This window comes from Rubrivirga marina, from assembly GCF_002283365.1.
Taxonomy (GTDB): Bacteria; Bacteroidota; Rhodothermia; order Rhodothermales; family Rubricoccaceae; genus Rubrivirga; species Rubrivirga marina.
The window spans coordinates 4453147-4473354 of sequence record NZ_MQWD01000001.1; the positions used below are offsets into that span (position 1 = coordinate 4453147).

General features: G+C 70.6%; 15 protein-coding genes. 2 read left to right on the top strand and 13 right to left on the bottom strand.

The genetic code is table 11. From position 1 onward, the window contains the following. Position 1: 1 nt before the first annotated feature. The 13 genes from BSZ37_RS19035 to BSZ37_RS19095 all read right to left on the bottom strand — a co-directional run bounded on the left by BSZ37_RS19035 (position 2) and on the right by BSZ37_RS19095 (position 16853). The gene (locus BSZ37_RS19035) at positions 2-598 is read right to left on the bottom strand and encodes a cytochrome C oxidase subunit IV family protein (RefSeq protein WP_095512065.1); all 597 of its coding nucleotides are present in this window, start codon (positions 596-598) and stop codon (positions 2-4) included. 49 nt (positions 599-647) lie between these two features. Then, entirely contained in the window at positions 648-1838 is a 1191-nt protein-coding gene (locus BSZ37_RS22430; RefSeq protein WP_218830573.1) for a cytochrome c oxidase subunit 3, read from the bottom strand. A 67-nt stretch (positions 1839-1905) separates the two neighbouring features. Continuing rightward, entirely contained in the window at positions 1906-3759 is a 1854-nt protein-coding gene (ctaD, locus tag BSZ37_RS19045; RefSeq protein ID WP_095512066.1) for a cytochrome c oxidase subunit I, read from the bottom strand. A 47-nt stretch (positions 3760-3806) separates the two neighbouring features. Continuing rightward, positions 3807-4946, bottom strand: coding sequence for a cytochrome c oxidase subunit II (gene coxB, locus BSZ37_RS19050; protein WP_179299762.1), 1140 nt, complete (start codon positions 4944-4946; stop codon positions 3807-3809). Positions 4947-4985: 39 nt separating this feature from the next. Further along, positions 4986-5894, bottom strand: a complete 909-nt coding sequence (locus BSZ37_RS19055) for an SCO family protein (protein WP_095512068.1) — start codon at positions 5892-5894, stop codon at positions 4986-4988. Then, positions 5894-6622, bottom strand: a complete 729-nt coding sequence (locus tag BSZ37_RS19060) for a hypothetical protein (protein ID WP_179299763.1) — start codon at positions 6620-6622, stop codon at positions 5894-5896. The genes BSZ37_RS19055 and BSZ37_RS19060 overlap by 1 nt, the downstream gene beginning before the upstream one ends. A gap of 177 nt (positions 6623-6799) precedes the next feature. Continuing rightward, positions 6800-8167 (bottom strand): hypothetical protein, encoded by a 1368-nt coding sequence (locus BSZ37_RS19065; RefSeq protein WP_095512070.1) that lies wholly within the window; start codon positions 8165-8167, stop codon positions 6800-6802. Positions 8168-8227: 60 nt separating this feature from the next. Beyond that, positions 8228-8878 (bottom strand): c-type cytochrome, encoded by a 651-nt coding sequence (locus BSZ37_RS19070; RefSeq protein ID WP_095512071.1) that lies wholly within the window; start codon positions 8876-8878, stop codon positions 8228-8230. A 60-nt stretch (positions 8879-8938) separates the two neighbouring features. Continuing rightward, complete coding sequence (locus BSZ37_RS19075; protein ID WP_095512072.1) at positions 8939-9655, bottom strand: DUF3341 domain-containing protein; 717 nt, start codon at positions 9653-9655, stop codon at positions 8939-8941. Between the two features lie 4 nt (positions 9656-9659). Then, the gene (gene nrfD, locus BSZ37_RS19080; protein WP_342761221.1) at positions 9660-11162 is read right to left on the bottom strand and encodes an NrfD/PsrC family molybdoenzyme membrane anchor subunit; all 1503 of its coding nucleotides are present in this window, start codon (positions 11160-11162) and stop codon (positions 9660-9662) included. A 90-nt stretch (positions 11163-11252) separates the two neighbouring features. Then, entirely contained in the window at positions 11253-14522 is a 3270-nt protein-coding gene (locus BSZ37_RS19085; RefSeq protein ID WP_095512073.1) for a 4Fe-4S dicluster domain-containing protein, read from the bottom strand. An 87-nt stretch (positions 14523-14609) separates the two neighbouring features. Continuing rightward, positions 14610-15263 (bottom strand): cytochrome c3 family protein, encoded by a 654-nt coding sequence (locus tag BSZ37_RS19090; protein ID WP_095512074.1) that lies wholly within the window; start codon positions 15261-15263, stop codon positions 14610-14612. 213 nt (positions 15264-15476) lie between these two features. Further along, entirely contained in the window at positions 15477-16853 is a 1377-nt protein-coding gene (locus tag BSZ37_RS19095; RefSeq protein ID WP_095512075.1) for an MATE family efflux transporter, read from the bottom strand. 126 nt (positions 16854-16979) lie between these two features. Here BSZ37_RS19095 and BSZ37_RS19100 point away from each other — a divergent pair, with 126 nt between their 5' ends. Beyond that, positions 16980-19109: a glycosyltransferase family 2 protein gene (locus BSZ37_RS19100; RefSeq protein WP_095512076.1), complete on the top strand. Its 2130-nt coding sequence runs from the start codon at positions 16980-16982 to the stop codon at positions 19107-19109. Positions 19110-19212: 103 nt separating this feature from the next. Continuing rightward, the gene (locus BSZ37_RS19105) at positions 19213-20193 is read left to right on the top strand and encodes an acetyl-CoA carboxylase carboxyltransferase subunit alpha (RefSeq protein ID WP_095512077.1); all 981 of its coding nucleotides are present in this window, start codon (positions 19213-19215) and stop codon (positions 20191-20193) included. Positions 20194-20208: the final 15 nt, after the last annotated feature.

The window sequence follows — 20208 nt, forward strand, 5'->3', positions numbered from 1 at the left end:
CTTATTCGGTGGCCGTCTCAGACGGCGTGGTCACGGCGGCGTCGAGCGCCTGCGAGCCCGCGGCGTCGGTCTCGGGCGCCCCGAAGAGGTCGGCGTCCGGCGTCTCACGGACGAGCGGAACCGCCTCGAACTCCTCGGCGATCTCGGCCTCGGTCTCCTGCGCCTGCAACGCCTCCTCTTCGAGCACGTCGGTCGGGACGGCCGAGAGCTCCTCGAACGTGCCCCGGAAGGCGAAGTCGAGGAACGTGAACCCAAAGAAGACGAGCAGGAACGCCGTGCTCCCCAGGAAGACGAGTGTGTTCGTCTTGGTGGTCTCGAACTTGAGCCCCATAAACCGGGAGGCGACCCAGTAGACCTTCGTCGCGGCGATGCCGAGCGCGAGCGGGACGCTCAGGAAGCCGACGGGGAGAGCCGGATACGTCAGCTCCAGCCCGAACACGTTGGCGAAGCCGCGCTCCCAGAGCGCGAGGACGACGGTGAGGATCGTGAGGCCGACGAGGATCGCGAACGTCTTCTTCAGCGTCGCCGCGTCGAACACGTGGTGGCTGCCGTGGCCGGTGTGCTCGTCGTGCCCCTCGGAGTGTGCGTGGTCTGCCATGGTGGGTGCGGTCCGTGACCTGCGCGGGTGCCCGTCGCCGGGCCGCGCGTCAGATCAGGTACATGAGGGGGAAGACGAAAATCCAGATGATGTCGACGATGTGCCAGTAGAGGCCCACGTTCTCGACCGGGGTGTACCACACGCTGGAGTAGTGGTCGCGCTGGGCGAAGAACACCAGGAAGCCGATCGCGATGATGCCGATCACGATGTGGATGGCGTGGATCCCCGTCATCACGTAGTAGATGGCGAAGAAGATGCCGGCGCGGCGGTTCGAGAAGATCTCGCCCTCGCGCCCGTGGCCGCTCCCGTGGTCGTCGCCGTGTTCGGTCTCCACGCCGGCCGTCGCCAGTTCGCCGGGCGCGTCGCTGTTGGCGTGCGCGGCGTCGGAGGCGGCCGCCGCGTCGAGCGCGGCCCCAGCACCTTGGGCCTCGACCGCCGCCGGCTCCCCGGTCGCGGCGCCCTCGCCCCCGCTCGCGGCGAGATCGGCCGCCTCGGCGTCGGACGCGCCCGTGGCCTCCGGGCTGTCGGGAACGGCGTCCGCGTCGCCGGACGGCGCGGCCTGGTCCTCGCCCGTGAGGGGTGCGTCGGCCGCGCCGAGCGCGCCGGACTCGGCCTCGGCCACCTCGGCGTCCTCGGTGGCCCCGGTCACCTCGGGGGCGCCCTCGTCCTCGCTGGCCGGCGTAAAGAGCGGCGTCAGCGCGACGGCGCCGTTGAGGTCGCTGACCCGCTGCGTCCCCTCGTCCAGCTCGAAGTTGACGCCCGGCCAGATGCCGAGCTCGAACTTGTGGGTGTACTCGAAATACTTCACCACGAGGAAGCCCGAAGCCAGCACGATCGTGGCGATCAGGTTTCCCACGAGCACCTTCTTGTTGTCCATCTGCGCCCCACGGATCGCCCAGGCCATCGTCAGCGACGAGAGCAGGAGGACGAGCGTGTTCGTCGCGCCGAGGACCGTGTCGAGCTGGAGGCTCGCCTGCTCGTAGAGCTCCGGGTAGAGGACGCGGAAGATGCCGTAGGCCACGAACATCCCGCCGAACAGAAGGATCTCCGTGGACAGGAACAGCCACATGCCCAGCTTCGACGCCTCGAACTGCTGCTCGGAGGAGACGAAGAAGTGCTGGAGCCTCGACGGGTGGAGCTGGCCGTCGTGCCCGACGAGCATGTGCTCCTCGTGCCCGTGCCCGTCGCCTCCGTGGGCGGCGTGCGGGTCGTCGACCGTGACCGAGTGGGACGTTGCCATGAGTCTGTGTGCGTGGGGAGCCGGTCCGCCTCGGGCCCCTCTCTGGGGGTGCCCGAGGCGGGGCGGGCTACATGTCGGCCGCGGAGTCGGGCTGGCGCGTGCCGTCGTCGATCTCCTGGTCCATCTCCTGCGGGCCGCCGACCTCGACGATCGGGACCGGCGCGCCGCGCTGGCTGTCGCCGGAGGTCTGGAACAGGACCTCGTAGTCGTACGGCCCGTGGGTCACGAGCGGCGTGTGGTGGAAGTTGTGGTGGTCCGGCGGGCTCGTCGTGTGGGTCCACTCGAGGGTGGCGCCGCCCCAGGGGTTGCCCGGCGCGCGCGGCGTCTTCTTGCGGAGCGAGAGCATCCCGTTGACGAGGACGACCAGCAGGCCGAGCCCGAGCACGTACGAGCCAATGGTCGAGGCCTGGTGGAGCGGCTCGAGCCACGGCATGTCCGGGTAGTCGTAGTACCGGCGCGGCATGCCCTGGCTGCCCATGACGAACTGGATGAAGAACGTCATGTTGAAGCCGAGGAACACGAGGAGCGCCGAGATCTTGCCCAGCGTCTCGTTGTAGAGCCGGCCCGTCATCTTCGGCCACCAGTAGTGGATCCCGCCGAGGAACGCCATCACCGTCCCGCCCATCATCACGTAGTGGAAGTGGGCGACCACGAAGTACGTGTCGTGGAGGTGGATGTCGACCGCGAGCGCGCCGACCATGATGCCCGTCACGCCGCCGATCGTGAACAGGAACAGGAACGTCAGCGCGTAGAGCATCGGCGTCTTCAGCCACACGCTCCCCTTGTACATCGTCCAGACCCAGTTAAAGATCTTGATACCGGACGGGATGCCGATGAGGAACGTGATGAGCGAGAACACCACCGAGCTCACCGGGCTCTGCCCCGACGTGAACATGTGATGGCCCCACACGAGGAAGCCCAAGAGGGCGATCGCCACCGACGACAGCGCGACGGCGCGGTAGCCGTAGACCCGCTGGCGGCTGAACGTCCCCATGAGCTCCGAGATCACGCCGAACGCCGGCAGGATCATGATGTAGACGGCCGGGTGGCTGTAGAACCAGAAGAAGTGCTGGAACAGGACCGGGTCGCCCCCGAGGGCCGGGTCGAAGATGCCGATCCCCATCACGCGCTCCATCACGAGGAGCACCATCGTGATGCCGATGACCGGCGTCGCCAAGATCTGGACGATCGAGGTCGCGTAGATCGACCACAGGAAGAGCGGCATCCGGTTCCAGGTCATCCCCGGCGCCCGCATCTTGTGGATCGTCACGATAAAGTTGAGGCCCGTCAGGATCGACGAGAAGCCCATCACGAAGGCCCCCAGCGCCATCGCGATCACGGCCGTCCCGGTCTCCTTCGAGTACGGCGTGTAGAACGTCCAGCCCGTGTCGACGCCGCCCGTCGTGATCGACCACAGCGCGATGCTCGCGCCGGCCGCGTAGACGTAGAGGCTCAGGAGGTTGAGCCGAGGGAACGCCACGTCCTTCGCGCCCACCATGATGGGGAGCAGGAAGTTGCCCATCGTCGCCGGGATCGATGGGATGATGAAAAGGAACACCATGATGAGGCCGTGCATGGTGAACACCCGGTTGTAGGTGTCCGGCCCCATGATGTTGCCCCCGATGACGGCCCCAGTGTCGCTGTACTGGTTCACGAAGAACAGCTCCGTCCGGATGCCGAGCGCGAGGAGGCCGGCGACCGTGAAGAACACCGAGACGGCCACGAGATACATGATCCCGATCCGCTTGTGGTCCACGGAGAGCGCCCACGACTTGACCCAGGCCCACGCCCGGGCGAGGCCGCGGACGTCGTCGGCCGGGCGGGGCTCGCGGAGGTAGTTGTGGACCGGCTCGTGGCCGACCGGGTACGCCCGCGCGGCGGGCGCCGGCGCGGTCTGAGGAGTCTGGGTGAGCGTCGCCATAGGTGCGGGGGGTGGGAGGCCGGAGCCTCAGGGGCTACGCGGAAGGGTTACTCGGAGCGGACGGCGTCGCGGTCACTCGGGTCGACGGGGTCGGCGACCGGCGTGCCGGGGTCGCCCATCCCGCCCTCCGGCGGCTGCGCGTCCACCGAGGCCTCCTCGTCGCCGGTGGGGACGACCCGGTCCGCCTCGGTGGCGGCGCCGCTGACCTCGCGGATGTAGGCGGCGAGGCCGGCGACCTGCTCCTCGTTGAGCTGGCCGTCGTACGACGGCATGTTGCCGTTCTCGTAGCCCGGCACGATGTAGGCCTGCGGGTACAGGATCGCCTCCGCGATGTAGGCGTCGTCGACGACGCCGGACTCGGAGCCGGGCCGCGGCTGGCCCCAGATGTTCTGCCACGATGGGCCCACGCCGGCCGTGCCGTCGACCGAGTGGCACGTGTTGCAGTTGCGCTGCGTGTAGAGCTGCTCGCCGAGGTCGACCGGCGCCTGCGGCTCGTTGTTGCCGATCTCGCCCCGGAGCGCGGCGTAGTACGTGTCGCGGTCGACGACGTGGATCAGGGCGCCCATGTTCGAGTGGGCCGTGCCGCAGTACTCCGTGCAGAGCACCTGGTACGTCCCCACCCGCGGCGCCTCGAACCAGACGTAGGCGTAGCGGTTGGGGATCACGTCGTGCTTGATCCTGAACTCGGGCACGTAGAAGCTGTGGAGGACGTCCTGGCTCGTCATCTCGAGCCGGACCGGCGTGCCGACCGGGACCCAGATCTCGCCGAAACCCTGGATGCCGTTCTGGTACTCGAACGTCCAGGCCCACTTCTGCGCCTTCACGTTGACCGTGATCGCGTCACTCGGTGGGATGGCCGTGCCGACGTAGGCCCGGAAGCCCCAGAAGAACACGACGAGCACGAGGAGCGTCGGGACCACGATCCAGCTCATCTCCAGCCACTTGCTCTCGTGCACGTCGACCGGGCGGTCGACGTGGCTCTGACGCCGGTACTTCCAGACGAAGTACACCATCGCCGCGGCGACGATGATCGTCAGGATGATCGAGGCGTAGAGGATGAAGTTGAACAGGCCGTCGATCTCGTGGGCCGTCGTCGACTCCTGCGGCGGGAGCCACAGAGAGCCGCCCTCCGTCCAGAAGGACTGGCGGGTCGGGGCGCCGGCCAGCGAGTCGGGAGTCGTCTGCATCATCGGGGCAAGGTCGTCGCGGGGTGCGACGACGGAGAGTCAGTGGGAAGGCGCGGGGTGGGCATCGGGGCCGACCGCGTCGCGCCAGCCGTCGGGGTCCTTTCGAGACTCGCGACGCCAGAAGTACACGAGGAGCCCGCCGAACACGAGGAGCAGCAGCCCGCCGCCGAGCTTCGTGATCTGGAGGATGGCCAGAGAGTACGACTGGGCGTCCTCGTCGTACTCGTAACACGTGATGAGGAACCGGTCGAACGCGCTGCCGACGGTCCCCTCGCTGGCCTCGACGAGGCCGAGCTTGACGGTCTTGGGGTCGTGGTCGATGCCGTAGAGGTAGCGCGTGACCTTGCCCGTCGGGCTGAGGAGGACGTTCGCGGCGTTGTGGGCGTACTCGCCCGTCCGCGGGTCCCAGGCGTAACGGTAGCCGACGGCGTCGGCGAGAGCCTCGACGCTCGCCTTGTGCTCCTCGCCGACGGTCCAGAAGTGGAACGCATCGAGGTCGCCGAACTCGGCGATCCGGGCGTACTTCGCCTTGGCGCTGTCGGCGCGGGCCGGCGTGTCGCGCGGGTCAACGGAGACGGCCAGCACCTCATAGTCCTCGCCCAACGTGAGGTCGGTCTCGGCGATGGCGTCGGCCGTCCCATCGAGCACGAGGCTGCACACCATGGGGCACGAGTGGTAGACGAACGCGACCATGAGCGGCCGCTCGCCGTCGAGCAGCGTCGCGAGCGAGACCTCGTCGCCGTCCTCGTCGAAGAACGTGAGGTCCGTCGGGACCACCTCGCCCAGGAACTCGGTGATGCCGACGGCGCCGGCCAGCCGGTTCGGGAGCGCGCCCTGACCCTCCTCCCCGTCGAGCAGGGGCATCGAGCCCGCACGCGTGACCTGCGCCTGTGCCCCGACCGCCAGAGCGGCCCCAACGAGGAGGGTCAGGAGGGCACGGGCACGCATCACTCGATGTCGTCGGGGACGGCCTCGGCGCCGTCGGCGTCCAGGTCACCGTCGTTCTCGATCAACTCGACCGTGTCGACGTCCTCGTCGACGCCCACTTCCTCCTCGCCGTCACCGGCGGGGAGCGTCCGAGGAGCGATCTCGCCACGCTGGGGCGTGGCCTGGATGGCCCGGCCCATGCCGCGGTCGAGCGAGAGCGTGTTCCACTGCTGACGCCGCGACGGGAGGCCGGCCCCGTCGGCCGAGCCGTAGTCGACGGCGACGAGGCCCATGGCCCGCGAGATCGGGAGGCCGTACGTCGAGTCGGAGCGGGTGTACTGGTCGAGCTTCGCGACCGCCTCGGCGCGGAGGTCCAGCTGCTCGTAGTTGACCGCCTGCCCCTCGGCCCGCTCGCCGACCTGCGTCCGGAACGGGATGTAGAACAGGTAGATCAGGATGACGGCGAGCGCGGCGACGGCCGCCAGCGTCGCGGCGACGAGGCCGAGCAGCTGGCCGCCCTCGATCCCCTCCTCCTCGACGCCCATCCGGGCGAGGAGCGCCTCGGCCTCGGGGTCGCGGTCGCCCGTGACCTCCGCGGCCTCTTCGGACACCTCTGCCCCGGCCGAGCTGACGAGGCCTGCGACGGGCCCGTTCGGCTCGTCCTGCTCGGGACGCACCGTCTGGTCGGCACCCGGGCGGGTCCCCTCCTGGGCCGGCGGCACCGGCTCCGTCTCGTGCGGGTTCGGCACGGGATCCTCGGGGCGTTGGGGGCGGTCGCCGGCCGGCGGAGTCGTGGGGGCCTGGTCGCTCATTGGTCAGACAACGGGTCGAACCCGGACGTGTTTTCAGTTTTGATTGAAAGCTCCGTGGAGCAGACAGCGGACCGCGTCGGGCCGAGCCTGAAGACGGCTCGGCTCCCGTCGTCCCTACACGTTCTCGAAGCGGAGCGAGTCGGCGAAGTAGGGGTCGGCGTACGGCGTGATCGCATGGCGCCCGAGGCGGAGGATGGCGGCGCCGACGTAGAGCCCGAAGAGCCCGAGCCAGACGGCCATCTCCACGAGCGGGAGGTGCGGCTCGACCACGTGGAGCGCCATGCCCGAGGTCGCCTCATGGACGGCCTCGGGGGCCGGGACGGCCTGGAGGCTCGCCAGCAGCTCGCCGCCGCTCGCGAGGGCGGCGTGGCCCGCCTCGGCGGCCACGTGCATCGACGGCATCGCGATCCACCAGAGATCGACCCAGTGCATCACGAGGAGCCAGACGGCCATCGTCGCGAGGGCCGGCGCAATCCGCTTCGTCGCCCGCGGGAGCAGGATCAGGAACGGGAGGACGAAGTGGAAAATCAACAGCGCCCACGAGACCGTTTCCCAGCCGCCCTCGAACCGCTTGTGGAACCAGACGATCTCCTCGGGCAGGTTCGCGTACCAGTAGAGCATGTACTGGCTGAACGAGACGTACGTCCAGAACACGACGAAGGCGAACATGAACTTGCCCATGTCCTGCGTGTGCTCCGTCGTGATCTCGTCGGCCATCCCGGCCTTCTTGAGCAGGAGCGCCAGGAACGTGATGAGGCAGAGCGCGCCGAGCCAGCCGCCGGCGAAGAAGTAGACCCCGAACATGGTCGAGAACCAGTGCGGGTCGGTCGACATGAGGAGGTCGTACCCAAAGAAGGCTGTGAAGACGGCCGCAATGGGGATCCCGACCGCGCTCCACCAGCGCTGATCCAAGGTGTTCTGGGGGTCCGGCTTGGTGTCGTTGCGGACCGAGAGCGCGTAGAGCTTCGCCCCGAGGACCGAGAAGACGACGAAGTACAGGACGTACCGGACGATGAAGAACGGGACGTTCAGGTAGGCCGCCTTCCCCGCGATGATGGCGTCGTACTCGGGCGAGGCCGGGTCGAACAGCTCGTGGTGCGTCCAGTGGAACAGGTCGTGCATCCCGAGGAGCACGGGGATGCCGGCGAGCGCGAGGAGCGGGAACGAGGCCGCGAGCGTCTCGGCGATCCGTCGGATCGTGACCGACCACTTGGCCTTCGTGACGTGCTGGATCATCACGAAGAACAGGGCGCCGATGCTGATCGAGACGCAGAAGACCCACCCGATGAGGTAGGAGAACAGGACGCGCGGCGTGTCGCCGGCCGCGAGGCCGAACACGACGCCGATCGCGAGGAGCGCCAGCCCGACGCCGATCGGCGCGACCCACCAGCGCTGGTCGCCGGTGAACCGGTAGCGCGCCGGCACCCGGTCGCCCTCGGCGGCGACGGGGTCGAAGAGGAACTGCGTGAGGGGGTTCGCCATGAGGGTCGAATGCGTGACTCGGGAGGAGGGGCGTTGCGCGCCCTGCCTCACGGATCCGTCTTAGTTCTGCCGGACGTTGGGGTTGGCGGTGCTGAGCCGTTCGCGCTCCGTCTCGGGGAGGTCGGCGGCCGAGCCGGCCTGCGAGCGCTGGAGCGCGCGGACGAAGGCCACGACGGCCCAGCGGTCGGCCGGGGCGATCTCGTGCCCGTAGCTCGGCATCGTGTTGATGCCGTTCTGGATCACGTCGTAGATGTACCCGTCGGGCCGGGCGCGGAGCGCGTCGGTGTGGTAGCTCGGGACCGAGAAGCCGTAGCCCAGCCCGCCGTTCCCGACGGCGACGATGCCGCGGCCGTCGCCGGCGTAGCCGTGACACACCGTGCAGTAGATGTTGTAGCGCTCCTGGCCGCGCTCGAGGAGCGCCGGCGTGACCTCGATCGGGACTTCCGGGACGTAGGCGCCGTCGGCCGTCCGGCCGTACTCGAACGGCGCGTTCTCGGCCGTCTTGAGCTGGCCCCGCGCGACGGTCCCCGCCACGGGCGTCCGCATGGCGGCGCCGTCGGCGAAGAACGGGTTGGCCTCCTGCGCCTCGAACCGCTGGACGTAGTCCATGTTGAGGTTCGGGTGGATCGGCGGGGCCTCGCTGGTCATGCCGCGGCAGCCGCCGAGGCCGACCGCCAGCACAGCGAGGGCGAGGAGAGATCGATGGGTCATGGTCTGGGACGTCGCGCGTAGGTCGGGGGTCTCCCCCACGCCCCCGCACGACGGGCTACTCTAGATGTCGCCGGTGGTGTGCGGGGGCGGCGCGGCCGGCGTGTCGGCGTGCGCGGGCACGACGGCGGACGCGCCCGCCTCGGCCGTGTTGCCGACGGAGGTGGCCCCGTCGTGGTCGACGTACTCGACGCTGGTCGCGCCGAGGCCGTGGAGGTCGGCCGCCGTGGTGGCCGGGTCGAAGGCCGTGTCGCGGCTCGAGACGTGGACGAAGAACGCGTCGTCGGTGGCCCGCCCGAACCGGTCGGAGTGGAACAGCGGGTTGTACGGCTTCGGCAGCCCGTTGAGCGCGAGCATCCCGCCGACGGCCGTGAGCGCCGAGAACAGGATCGTCAGCTCGAAGATGATCGGGACCGAGCTCTCCCACGCGAAGAGCGGCTTGTTCGAGATGTTGATCGGGTAGCCGAGGAACTGGTTGAGCTCGCTGGGCCACCAGTTCGGCTGCGGGCCGGCGCTCGTCCACCACTGGAGGAACACGCCGAGCAGGCCGCCGAGGACGGCCCCGACGAACACCATGAACCCGAGCTTCGAGACCGGCAGGCCCATCGCCCGGTCCATCCCGTGGATGGGGAACGGCGAGAACGTGTCGAGGCGGGTGTAGCCCTTCTCGCGGAGGCCCTCGACGGCCTCGACGAGGGCGCCCGGGTCGGAGTACTCGGCGAGGAGGCCGACGTGCTGGTTGCCGCGGTCCTCGACCGTCTGGCGGATCTTGCTCAGCATCGGATTAGGCGTTGGAGTCGTCGGCGTTCGGGTCGTCCGGGATGCCGTCGTCGTCCGCGTCGCTCGCGGCGGGGCCGGCGGTCTGGACGTTGGCGTCCTGCTGGTACTGGGCCAGCTCGTGCGGCATCGCGTGGCCGTCGCCGTGGCCGTGGTAGAAGTGCGGGTCGGCCTGCGGCATCACGCCCTTGACCTCCGCGATGGCCACCATCGGCACGAACCGGAGGAACAGGAGGAACAGCGTGAAGAACAGCCCGAACGAGCCGATGTACATCCCGAGGTCCCAGACCGTCGCCGAGTAGTAGTCCCACGACGACGGGAGGAAGTCGCGGTGGAGCGACGTGACCGTGATCACGAACCGCTCGAACCACATCCCGATGTTCGTCGTGATCGAGATGGCCATCGAGAGCCAGATCGTCCGCCGCCAGGACTTCTTCCAGAAGAGCTGCGGGAAGATGAGGTTGCAGCTCATCATGATCCAGTAGGCCCACCAGTACGGCCCCGTCGCCCGGTTCATGAAGGCGTACTGCTCGTACTCGACGCCCGAGTACCACGCCATAAAGAACTCCGTGATGTAGGCGAACCCGACCACCGTCCCCGTCACGAGGATGATGATGTTCATCTTCTCGATGTGGTCGAGCGTGATGAGGTTCTCGAGCTTGTACACCTTCCGCGCGACGAGGAGCAGCGTCTGCACCATCGCGAAGCCCGAGAAGATGGCGCCCGCGACGAAGTAGGGCGGGAAGATGGTCGTGTGCCAGCCCGGAATGATCGAGACCGCGAAGTCGAAGGAGACGACCGAGTGGACCGAGAGGACGAGCGGTGTGGCGAGGCCGGCCAGGATGAGGTAGGCCCGCTCGTAGTGGCGCCAGTGGCGGTTCGAGCCCGTCCAGCCGAGGGCGAAGAAGCCCAGGATCTTGGCCCGGAGCATCCGGCCCGCGCGCACGGCCCGGTCGCGGATCGTCGCGAGGTCGGGGATCAGGCCGACGTACCAGAAGAGCAGGGAGACCGTCCCGTAGATCGACACCGCGAACACGTCCCAGAGCAGCGGGCTCTTGAACTGCGGCCACATGGCCATCTGGTTCGGGATCGGGAGGGTGTAGTAGATGACCCACACCCGGCCGACGTGGAACGTCGGGAACAGGAGCGCACACGCGACGGCGAACAACGTCATCGCCTCGGCCGCCCGGTTGATCGAGGTCCGCCATCGCTGGCGGAACAGGAAGAGGACGGCCGAGATGAGCGTCCCGGCGTGGCCGATGCCGACCCACCACACGAAGTTGACGATGGCCCAGCCCCAGAAGACCGGGTTCGTCAGGCCCCACACGCCCGGCCCGTTCCACACGAGGTAGGCCACGGACAGCCCGAGGATGCCGAGCGCCGTGAGCGCCGCGCCGAAGGCGAGGTACCACCCGAACGGCGTCTTCTTCTCAGTGTGGTACGCCACCATCTCGGTGACGTCGTGGAACGAGAGGTTGCCGCGGACGAGCGGGGCGTCCTCGAGCGTCATCGGCGTGCCGTCCGGGTAGGCCGGCGCGCCGTCGCCGCCGAGGCGGTCGTAAGCGGACTTGGAGGTGACGGTGGCCACAGTCGTTGGGTCTTAGGCTTCGGCTTCCGCGTCGGCCGCGTGCGCCTCGGGGGCGCCGTGGCCGTGCTCGACGGCGTCGAACGGCGTCGCGAGGCCCGGGTGCGGGTTCCGCAGGCGGGCGAGGTAGGTCAGGCGCGGCTTGACGGCCAGCTCCGCGAGGAGCGCGTAGTTCCGCGGGCTCGTCTTGCTCCGGCTCACGGCGCTGCCGGCGTTGCGGAGGTCGCCGAACACGATGGCGTCGGCCGGGCACGCCTGCTGGCAGGCCGTGACGACCTCGCCGTCTTCAAGGGGGCGGTCCTCGATGTGCGCGTACTGCTGCGCCTGGCGGATCCGCTGGACGCAGAACGTGCACTTCTCCATCACGCCGCGGTAGCGGACCGTGACGTACGGGTTCGACTGCATCTGGACCTCCGTCGGGAGCGTCTTGGTCCAGTTGTAGAAGTTGTACCGGCGGACCTTGTAGGGGCAGTTGTTGGCGCAGTACCGGGTCCCGATGCACCGGTTGTACGTCATCTCGTTGAGCCCGTCCGGCGAGTGCGCGGTCGCGTTGACCGGGCAAACCTGCTCGCACGGCGCGTTCTCGCAGTGGACACACATCATCGGCTGCGGGACCATGCCCGGGTCCGACTCGTCGGCGCCGACGTAGTAGCGGTCGAGGCGGAGCCAGTGCATCTCGCGGCCGCGTGCGACCTGGTCCTTGCCCACGACCGGCACGTTGTTCTCGGCCTGACAGGCGACGACGCACGCGTTGCACCCGGTGCACGCGTTGAGGTCGACCGTCATGCCCCACTGGTTCTCGGAGTAGAGCCAGTCGCCGATGGCGGGGTCCTCGGAGGCCGCGTTGTCGTCGCCCCAGAGCGGGTCGAAGTTTTCCCAGGGCGTGTCCTCGACGTAGTGGTCCTCGATCTTGGCGAAGGCCGGGTCCGCGAGGTACTCCTCGACGGTCGCCGAGCGGACGATGGCCCGGCCCTCCATCTGGCCGTGGTCCTGCGTGCTCGCCAGGAGGTAGTCGTCGGCGACCTCCTCGATGTCGACGCCCGGGAGGACGGCGGTGTTGGCGAGCGACCGGCACCGCTCGACGCGGGCCGAGGGCGCTCCGGAGGAGAGCTCGGCGCCGACGAACGCCGAGATCGTCCCGGCGCGGTACACGTCGGTGTCGACGCTGCCCGGCCGGAGCCACCGGTTGATCCGCCCGAACACGTTCATGTCCTCGATCTCCCGGTCGGTCGCGAGGTCGCGGCCGTAGCCGAGGAACGCCGTGATCGAGTCGTCGGGGTGGCCCGGCTGGACCCATACGGGCAGTTCGACGGGCGTCCCGGCGGCGGTCGTGATGCGGATGACGCGGGCGTAGTTCTTCCCGGCGTCGAGGGCCGTGCCCTCGAACTGGTCGTCGTGGTCCTCGTCGAAGCGGGTCTCCGCGTCGAGCCCGAGCCGGACGGCCGTGCGAGGCGAGATGAGGGCGGCGGGGTCCCAGGTCAGCTTCGTGACCGGGTGCGGCGCCTCCTGCATCCACGACACGTTCGAGAACGCGCCGTCGTAGAGCGTCGGACTGAGGCGAGTGACGAGCTCGATGGCCCCCTCCGTCGGCGGCTCGAGGCCGGAGAGGTCGGCGGTGCCGCCGCCCGCCCCGATGGAAGCGAAGGCCGTGTCGGCGACGAACCCGTCGTGGAGGGCCGTCCGCCAGGCGGTCTCAAAGCCGCCGCCGAGCCGCTGGCGCCACGCCTGCCGGAGCAGGTCGTAGCCGGCGTTGTTGCGGCCGGTCGCGAGCGTGTTGAGGACCTCGAGGTCCGAGTGGGCGTCGGCGTAGAGCGGGGCGATGAGCGGCTGGACGACGGACAGCGTGCCGTCGTAGGCGCGGGCGTCGCCCCAGCTCTCGAGGTAGTGGGCGCTGGGGAGGTGCCACGTCGCGCGCTGGCCCGTCTCGTCGCGGTAGAGCCCGTGGTGGATCGAGACCGGGACGCTCGCGAGGGCCGCCTCGAACTGGAGCTCGGCCGGGAGGCTGTACACCGGGTTCGTGCCCAGCATCAGGAGCACGTCGACGTCGCCGGCCGCCATGTCGCGGACGAGTTCGACGAGTTGCGGGCCGACCGGCTCGACCGGCTCCGCGCCGGTGGCGAGGTACTCGACCACGCCGCCGCCGAACTGTCCGTTGAGGGCCGCGGCGAGCGCGTGGACCTGCGGCGGCTGCGTCGGGCCGGCGACGAAGGCGGCAGCCCCGCCCGCGGCCCGGACGTCCTGGACGATGGCGTCGATGAACGGCTGCATCTCGGCCGAGACCGAGGCGCGCGCGCCGGTCCCGACGCCCAGCCCCTGGGCGATCGCGGCGGCCACGAACGGGACCGCGCCGGCCTTCACGGCCTTTCGGTGGTCGGCCATCCCGCCCGTCATCGTCATCGTCGACTCGATGGCGTAGAGCCGCGACATCGAGCCGCGCTCGTCGACGCGGCGGGAGGCGGCGTACTGGCGGTTGTTCCAGACCGTGTTCGGGTCCTCGGCGCCGAGGAAGTCGGCGTCGAGGGAGACGATCACGTCCGCCTCGGCGAAGCGGTAGAGCGGGCGGGCCGGCTGGCCGAGCGCCTGCTGCGTGCCGAGCGCCTGGTAGTCGTCGAGGTGGGCGCCGAGCGTGATCCAGCGGGCGCCGGGGTAGGCCGCCTCGAACCGGGCGCGGAGCGCGTCGGCCGTCGGCGAGGCCGAGGGCTCGGCGAGGACGGCGACGGAGAGCTCGCCGGCGCGGAGGCGGAGGCGGCTGGCCTCGGCCACGAACGCGCCCCAGTCGGCGCGGGCGGGCGCGGCCTCGCCGCGCGTCCAGACGTGGCGGCTCCGGTCCGGGTCGTAGAGCTGGAGGACGGAGGCCTGCGCGAAGATGTCGGTCGAGCCGCCGGAGACCGGGTGCTCGGGGTTGCCCTCGACCTTCGTCGGCCGGCCCTCGTGGCTCTGCACGAGGAGCGCGCGCCCGACGCCGCCGAGCGTCATCGACGTGGCGTAGTAGTTGGGCACGCCCGGGACCACGTCCTCGGGCTTGCGGGCGTAGGGCAGAATCGTCTCGACGGGCCGGCGGCAGCCGGTCATGCCGGCGAGCGCGGCGCTGGCGCCCATGACCTTGAGGAACGACCGGCGGCTGGTGCCCGCGTCGGCCTCGGTCACGGGGTCGAGGAACTCGCGGGAGGCGTCGGCGGCGGGCTGGCCGGGGCGGCTGCGCCAGGTGGGCGCCTGGCCCGCGGCGGCCTGGGCGTCTTCGTCGACCGCGCGGTCTGCGGCACTCAGGACGTCGAGCTCGATCATTGGGGTGAGTTCAGTGTTCGGAGTTCAGGGTTCGGAGTCCGGGGTCGTTCGAGCGGAAACGCTGAACGCCGAACTCCCAACTCCGCACTAGTAATGGCAGGCCGAGCAGTTCTGGGGGGGCTTGATCCCCTCCCGCTCGATTCGCTCTCGGTTCTGCTGGATGTCGGCCTCGGTCATCTGCTCGAGGTAGCCCATCTGGGTCACGAGCGCCGGGTCGCGGAGGTGGTCCTCCGGCTGACGGTGGCACTCGAGGCACCAGCCCATCGACAGCGGCTCGGCCTGGTAGACGACCTCCATCTGGTCGATCCGCCCGTGGCAGCTCTCGCACCCGACGCCGACGTTGACGTGGGCGGCGTGGCTGAACTGGGCGTAGTCCGGGACGTGGTGGATCTTGACCCACTCGATCGGGACGCCCGTGGCCCAGCTCTCGCGGACCGGCAGAAGCGCGGCCGACTCGGTCTTGACGACGCCGTGGCAGTTCATGCACGTCTGCGTCGGGGGCACGTTGGCGTGCGGGCTCTGCTCGACGTGGTTGTGGCAGTACCGGCAGTCCATCCCGAGCTGGCCGGCGTGGAGCGCGTGGCTGTACGGGACCGGCTGCTCCGGCGCGTACCCGACCTCATAAAACTCGGGCGAGAGGTAGTACCAGACGAACGCGACGAGGAGGAGTCCACCGCCGAGCGCTCCGAACAGAGTCACCGTCGGGAGCGCGTTGGCGCGACGCGGGAAAAGCTGAGGCATGACCGCTGGGTGAGGAGGCCCCGACGACAACGAGCAGAGGGGCGCTCGCGAAAGTAGATCGACGGGGAGAGGGGCCCGGCGAAGATAGGTCGAAAGGCCGGCCTGGAAGGCCAGGAACGGCCTTTCCGGCGCTCAGGATCGCCCTCACGCTCCCGATCGCCGGACGGCCCATCTCCGTCCGCTCCCCAAGGATAGCCACACTCGCCGGACGTTTCAGGCCGAACGGAGAGCGGCCCGCCTCGTCCGCCGCGCGAACCGGGCGGAGAGCCCGACGGCGGCGGTCGCCAGCCCGAGCGTGAGCCCCCACCACAGCCCGGGCGCCCCCAGGCCCATCCCGAGGCCGAGCGTCCCGCCCACCGTCAGACCGACGCCCCAGTACGAGAACGCCGCGATGAGCATCGGCACGCGGGTGTCTTTGAGGCCGCGGAGCGCGCCCGCGACGGACGCCTGGACGCCGTCGAACAACTGGAACACGGCGGCCACGCCGAGGAGCCCCGCGGCGAGGGCGGCCACCTCGGGCTGCGGGGCGCGCCCGGCGTAGATCCAGATCACGGCCTCGGGCTTCAGCCAAAACAGAAGCGCGGAGCACGTCATGAACGCCGCTCCGAGCGCGGTCGCGGTCCACCCCGCCCGCCGAGCGCCGTCGGGGTCGCCCTTCCCAGCCGCCTGCCCCACGCGGATCGCGCCGGCCATCCCGATCCCGAGAGGCACCATGAACGCGACGCTCGCGGCGTTGAGCGCGATCTGGTGGGCCGCCAGCGCCACCTCGTAGTTCGGCAGGCGGCCGACGAGGAGCGTCGCCGCAGCGAAGATGCCGGACTCGAGCCCGAACCCGACGCCGATCGGCCACCCGAGGCGGAACAGGGCGCCGAGCGCTTCGGGATCCGGCCGCCGGAGCCCGACGAACACGCGGAACCGCGCGAGCGCGCCGGTCCGCACGATCGCGGCGAGGGCGACGAACATGAGCGTCGTCGTGATCGCCGAGCTCCACCCGGTCCCGACGACGCCCAGCTCGGGCAGCCCCCACGCCCCGAACATCAGCCCGTAGTTGAGCACGGCGTTGGCAGCCACGCCGACGAGCGTGACGGCGAGGACGGGCCGCGGCCGGGCGTCGCCCTCGCAGAGCCCGCGGAGGGCCGTGAACCACAGGTTCGGGACGAACCCCCAGCGCATCGCGTCGAGGTAGTCGCCCGCGAGCGCGGCCGTGTCGGGCGCTTGACCGGTCGCGAGGAGCAGGTCCTCTGAGAACCCGAGGCCGACGGTCAGCGGGACGCCCAGGATCAGCGCGAGCCACAGGCCCTGGCGAGCCCCGCGCGCGGCGGCCTCGGTGTCGCCGGCGCCGACGGCCTGCGCGACGGTCGGCTGGACGGCCACGAGCACGCCGACGCAGATGAGCGCGAGCGTGAAATACGTCGTCGAGCCGAGCACGATGGCCGCGAGGGCTTCGGTCCCCAGCCGGCCGACCATCACGACGTCCACGAAGCCCATCGACATCTGGGCCAGTTGGACGAGGACGATGGGGACGGCGAGCGCGAGCGTGGCACGGACCTCGACGCCAAGCGCCGGGCCGCCGGGCGACAAGGCGGACATGGGCGGTCGGGGGACGGGCGCCCAAGCTACCGGCCACGGGCCCCCGGCTCCCGTTCATACCGGGGGATTCGCCATTAACCACATCCTGACTGGCGGCCCGGCCTGGGCGCCCTATACTCAGCCCCGATGCACCCCGCACCCGTCACCCCCCGCACCACGGCCGCGGCCGTCGACGTCTCGGTCGTGATCGTGACGTACAACGTGCGGGAGTTCTTGGAGCAGGCGCTCCGCTCGGTCGAGCGTGCCAGCGCCGGCCTCGAGGTCGAGACGTGGGTGGTCGACAACGACTCGGCCGACGGGTCGGTCGAGATGGTCCGCGAACGGTTCCCCGACGTCCGGCTCGTCGCGAACGAGGAGAACGTCGGGTTCGCGACGGCCAACAACCAAGCCATCCGCGAGGCCGCCGGGCGCTACGTCCTCGTCCTCAACCCCGACACGATTCTCCAGGAGGACACGCTCCGCCGGCTCGTCGCCTTCATGGACGCGCACCCGGACGCCGGGGCCGTGGGCTGCCGCATCCTCAACCCCGACGGGACGTTCGCGCCCGAGAGCCGCCGGGCCTTCCCGACGCCGGCCGTCGCGTTCTACCGCATCGCGGGCCTGAGCAAGCTGTTCCCCCAGAGCCCGACGTTCGGCCGCTACAACCTCACGTACCTCCCGGTCGACGAGGTCTGCGAGGTCGACGCCCTCAGCGGTTCGTGCATGATGGTCCGGAAGGACGCGGTCCTCCCGGGGCAAGGGGACAGGGGGCATGAGGCCGGCCGCGGAGACGGCGCCGCGTCCCCCACTCCTCATCTCCCATCCCCGCAGGTCGCGGGGCTGCTGGACGAGGACTTCTTCATGTACGGGGAGGACCTCGACTGGTGCTACCGGATCCAGCAGGCGGGCTGGCGGATCTACTACACGCCGGACACGCAGATCGTCCACTACAAGGGCGAGAGCACGAAGAAGGGCGACCTCCGGTACGTCCTGCTCTTCTACGGGGCGATGCTCCGGTTCGTGGAGAAGCACGTGGCGCAGCAGGAGGGCGCGGGCGTGCTGGACCGGCTCGCCTCGGGCCTGCTCGCAGTGGGGCTGCGGCTCGGGATCGTGGCGCGGGCCGCGATCGCGGCGCTGGGGCGGATCGGGCGGACGGTGGCCGCGCCGGCGACCGACGCCGCCCTCGCGTGGGTCGGGCTCGGGGCGACGGCGCTCGCCTGGAGCCGCGTCGACGGGTTCGCCTTCGAGGCCGGCTACTACGGGCTCGTGCTGCCGGCCTACGCCGTCGCGCTCGTCGCCGCCATCGGGCTGGCGGGCGGGTACCGGCGGGCCGGGCGGGCGCTCCGGCCGGTGCTGGCCGGCGCCGGGTTGGCGGGCCTCGCCGTGGCCGCTCTCTCCTACTTTGTCCCCACGCTCGCCTTCAGCCGCGCGGTCGTCGGGCTCGGGCTTGTGGTCGCGGCGGCCCTCCTGCTGGCCCGGCGGATCGGGCGGCGGGCGGCGCGGCGCGTCCCGCGCTCGGCACTCCTCGTGGGCGCCGGCGCCGAGGCCGAGCGGCTCCAGCGGCTCCTCGACGAGCACGTCCGCGGGAGCGCCGTGCTCGGCTACGTCGCCGAGGCGGACGAGGACGGCGTGGCCCTCCCCCGCCTCGGACGGCCCCGCCAGCTCCGTGACCTCGCCCGCCTCCACGGCGCCGACGACGTCGTGTTCGCAGCCGACAGCCTGACCAACACGGCCATCCTCGACGGGATGCGCGCGCTCCGCGACCTCCCGGTCCAGCTCAAGATCCTGGCCTCCGGCCGCGATCGGATCATCGGGAAGGCGTCCGTCGAGGACTACGCGGCTCCGCTCCAGGCCGCCGAGCGGACCGTCGCCCCGCTCCGTCCGGCGTGGACGCGCCGCGTCGTCGAGGTCCCGGTGGCCTCGGCCGTCCTCTTGCTGAGCCCCGCGCTCCGATTGGCCGCCCGGTTCCGCCCGACCCCTCGGCTCCGTCGGCTCGCCGCGATGGCCACCCGGATGCCGGGAGTTCTCGCCGGCCACCTCGCGCTCGTCGGCTACGACGCCGCCGGGACGCATCCCCCGCCCGCGTGGGGCCTGTTGCCGGGCGTCGTCTCGGTCCTCGACACGCGCGCCGCGCGGCCCCAAACGATCGCCGAGGCCCACCGGGCGTACTGGTTCTACGCGCGCCACCAGTCGACGTGGCTCGACGTCGAGATCCTCCTCCGCGCGCTGTGGGCGGCCGGGGAGGCCACCGACCGCGGACGACGGACGCCGGCGTAGGCCCGCGCGTCCGAACCGGGGCTCTCCGCCTCGGCACCGAGGCGGGCGGAGCCGAGCCGCACGGGGCGGCGAACCTCCGGCGCGGGAGGCGGTACCTTGCGGCATGGCCCACCTCCTCGACTTCGAGAAGCCCCTCGCCGACCTCGAGGCCAAGCTCGCCGAGCTCCGCGCCTTCGAGGCCGAGGACGGCTCCGTCGACCTCTCGGCGCAGGTCGCCGCGCTCGAGACGCGCGTCGACACGCTCCGCCAGTCGATCTACCGCGGGCTCACGCGGTGGCAGCGCGTCCAGCTCGCGCGCCACCCCGAGCGGCCCTACACGCTCGACTACATCGGCTCGCTGACCGCCGGGTTCATGGAACTCCACGGCGACCGGCTCTTCGCCGACGACCAGGCGCTCGTCGGCGGCCCCGCCACCTTCCGCGGCTCCCGCTTCGGCTCGGCCGACCGGACCGTCATGGTCCTCGGCCACCAGAAGGGCCGCGATACGAAGCAGCGGAAGGAACGGCGGTTCGGGATGCCCAACCCCGAGGGCTACCGGAAGGCCCAGCGGCTCATGGAGATGGCGGCCAAGTTCGGCAAGCCCGTCATCACATTTCTCGACACGCCGGGCGCGTACCCGGGGCTCGAGGCCGAGGAGCGCGGGCAGGCCGAGGCCATCGCCCGCAACCTCCTCGTGATGGCCCGGCTGCCGGTCCCGATCGTCGTCGTCGTCATCGGCGAGGGCGCGTCCGGCGGCGCCCTGGGCATCGGCGTGGGCGACCGCGTGCTGATGCTCGAGAACGCGTGGTACTCGGTGATCTCGCCCGAGTCGTGCTCCTCGATCCTCTGGCGCTCGTGGGACCACAAGGAGGACGCGGCGCGGGCGCTCAAGCTCACGGCGCCGGACCTCATCGAGCACGGCGTGATCGACGAGATCATCCCGGAGCCCGTCGGCGGCGCCCACCGGAATCCGCAGGCCACGTTCGAAGCGGCCGGCACGGCCATCGCCGCCCACCTCGACGCGCTGTCCGAGCTCCCCACCGACGAGCTGCTGGCGGGGCGCCTCGCCAAGTTCGACGCGATGGGAGCCTTCCGGGAGGGATGACCGGGTGACGGAGAG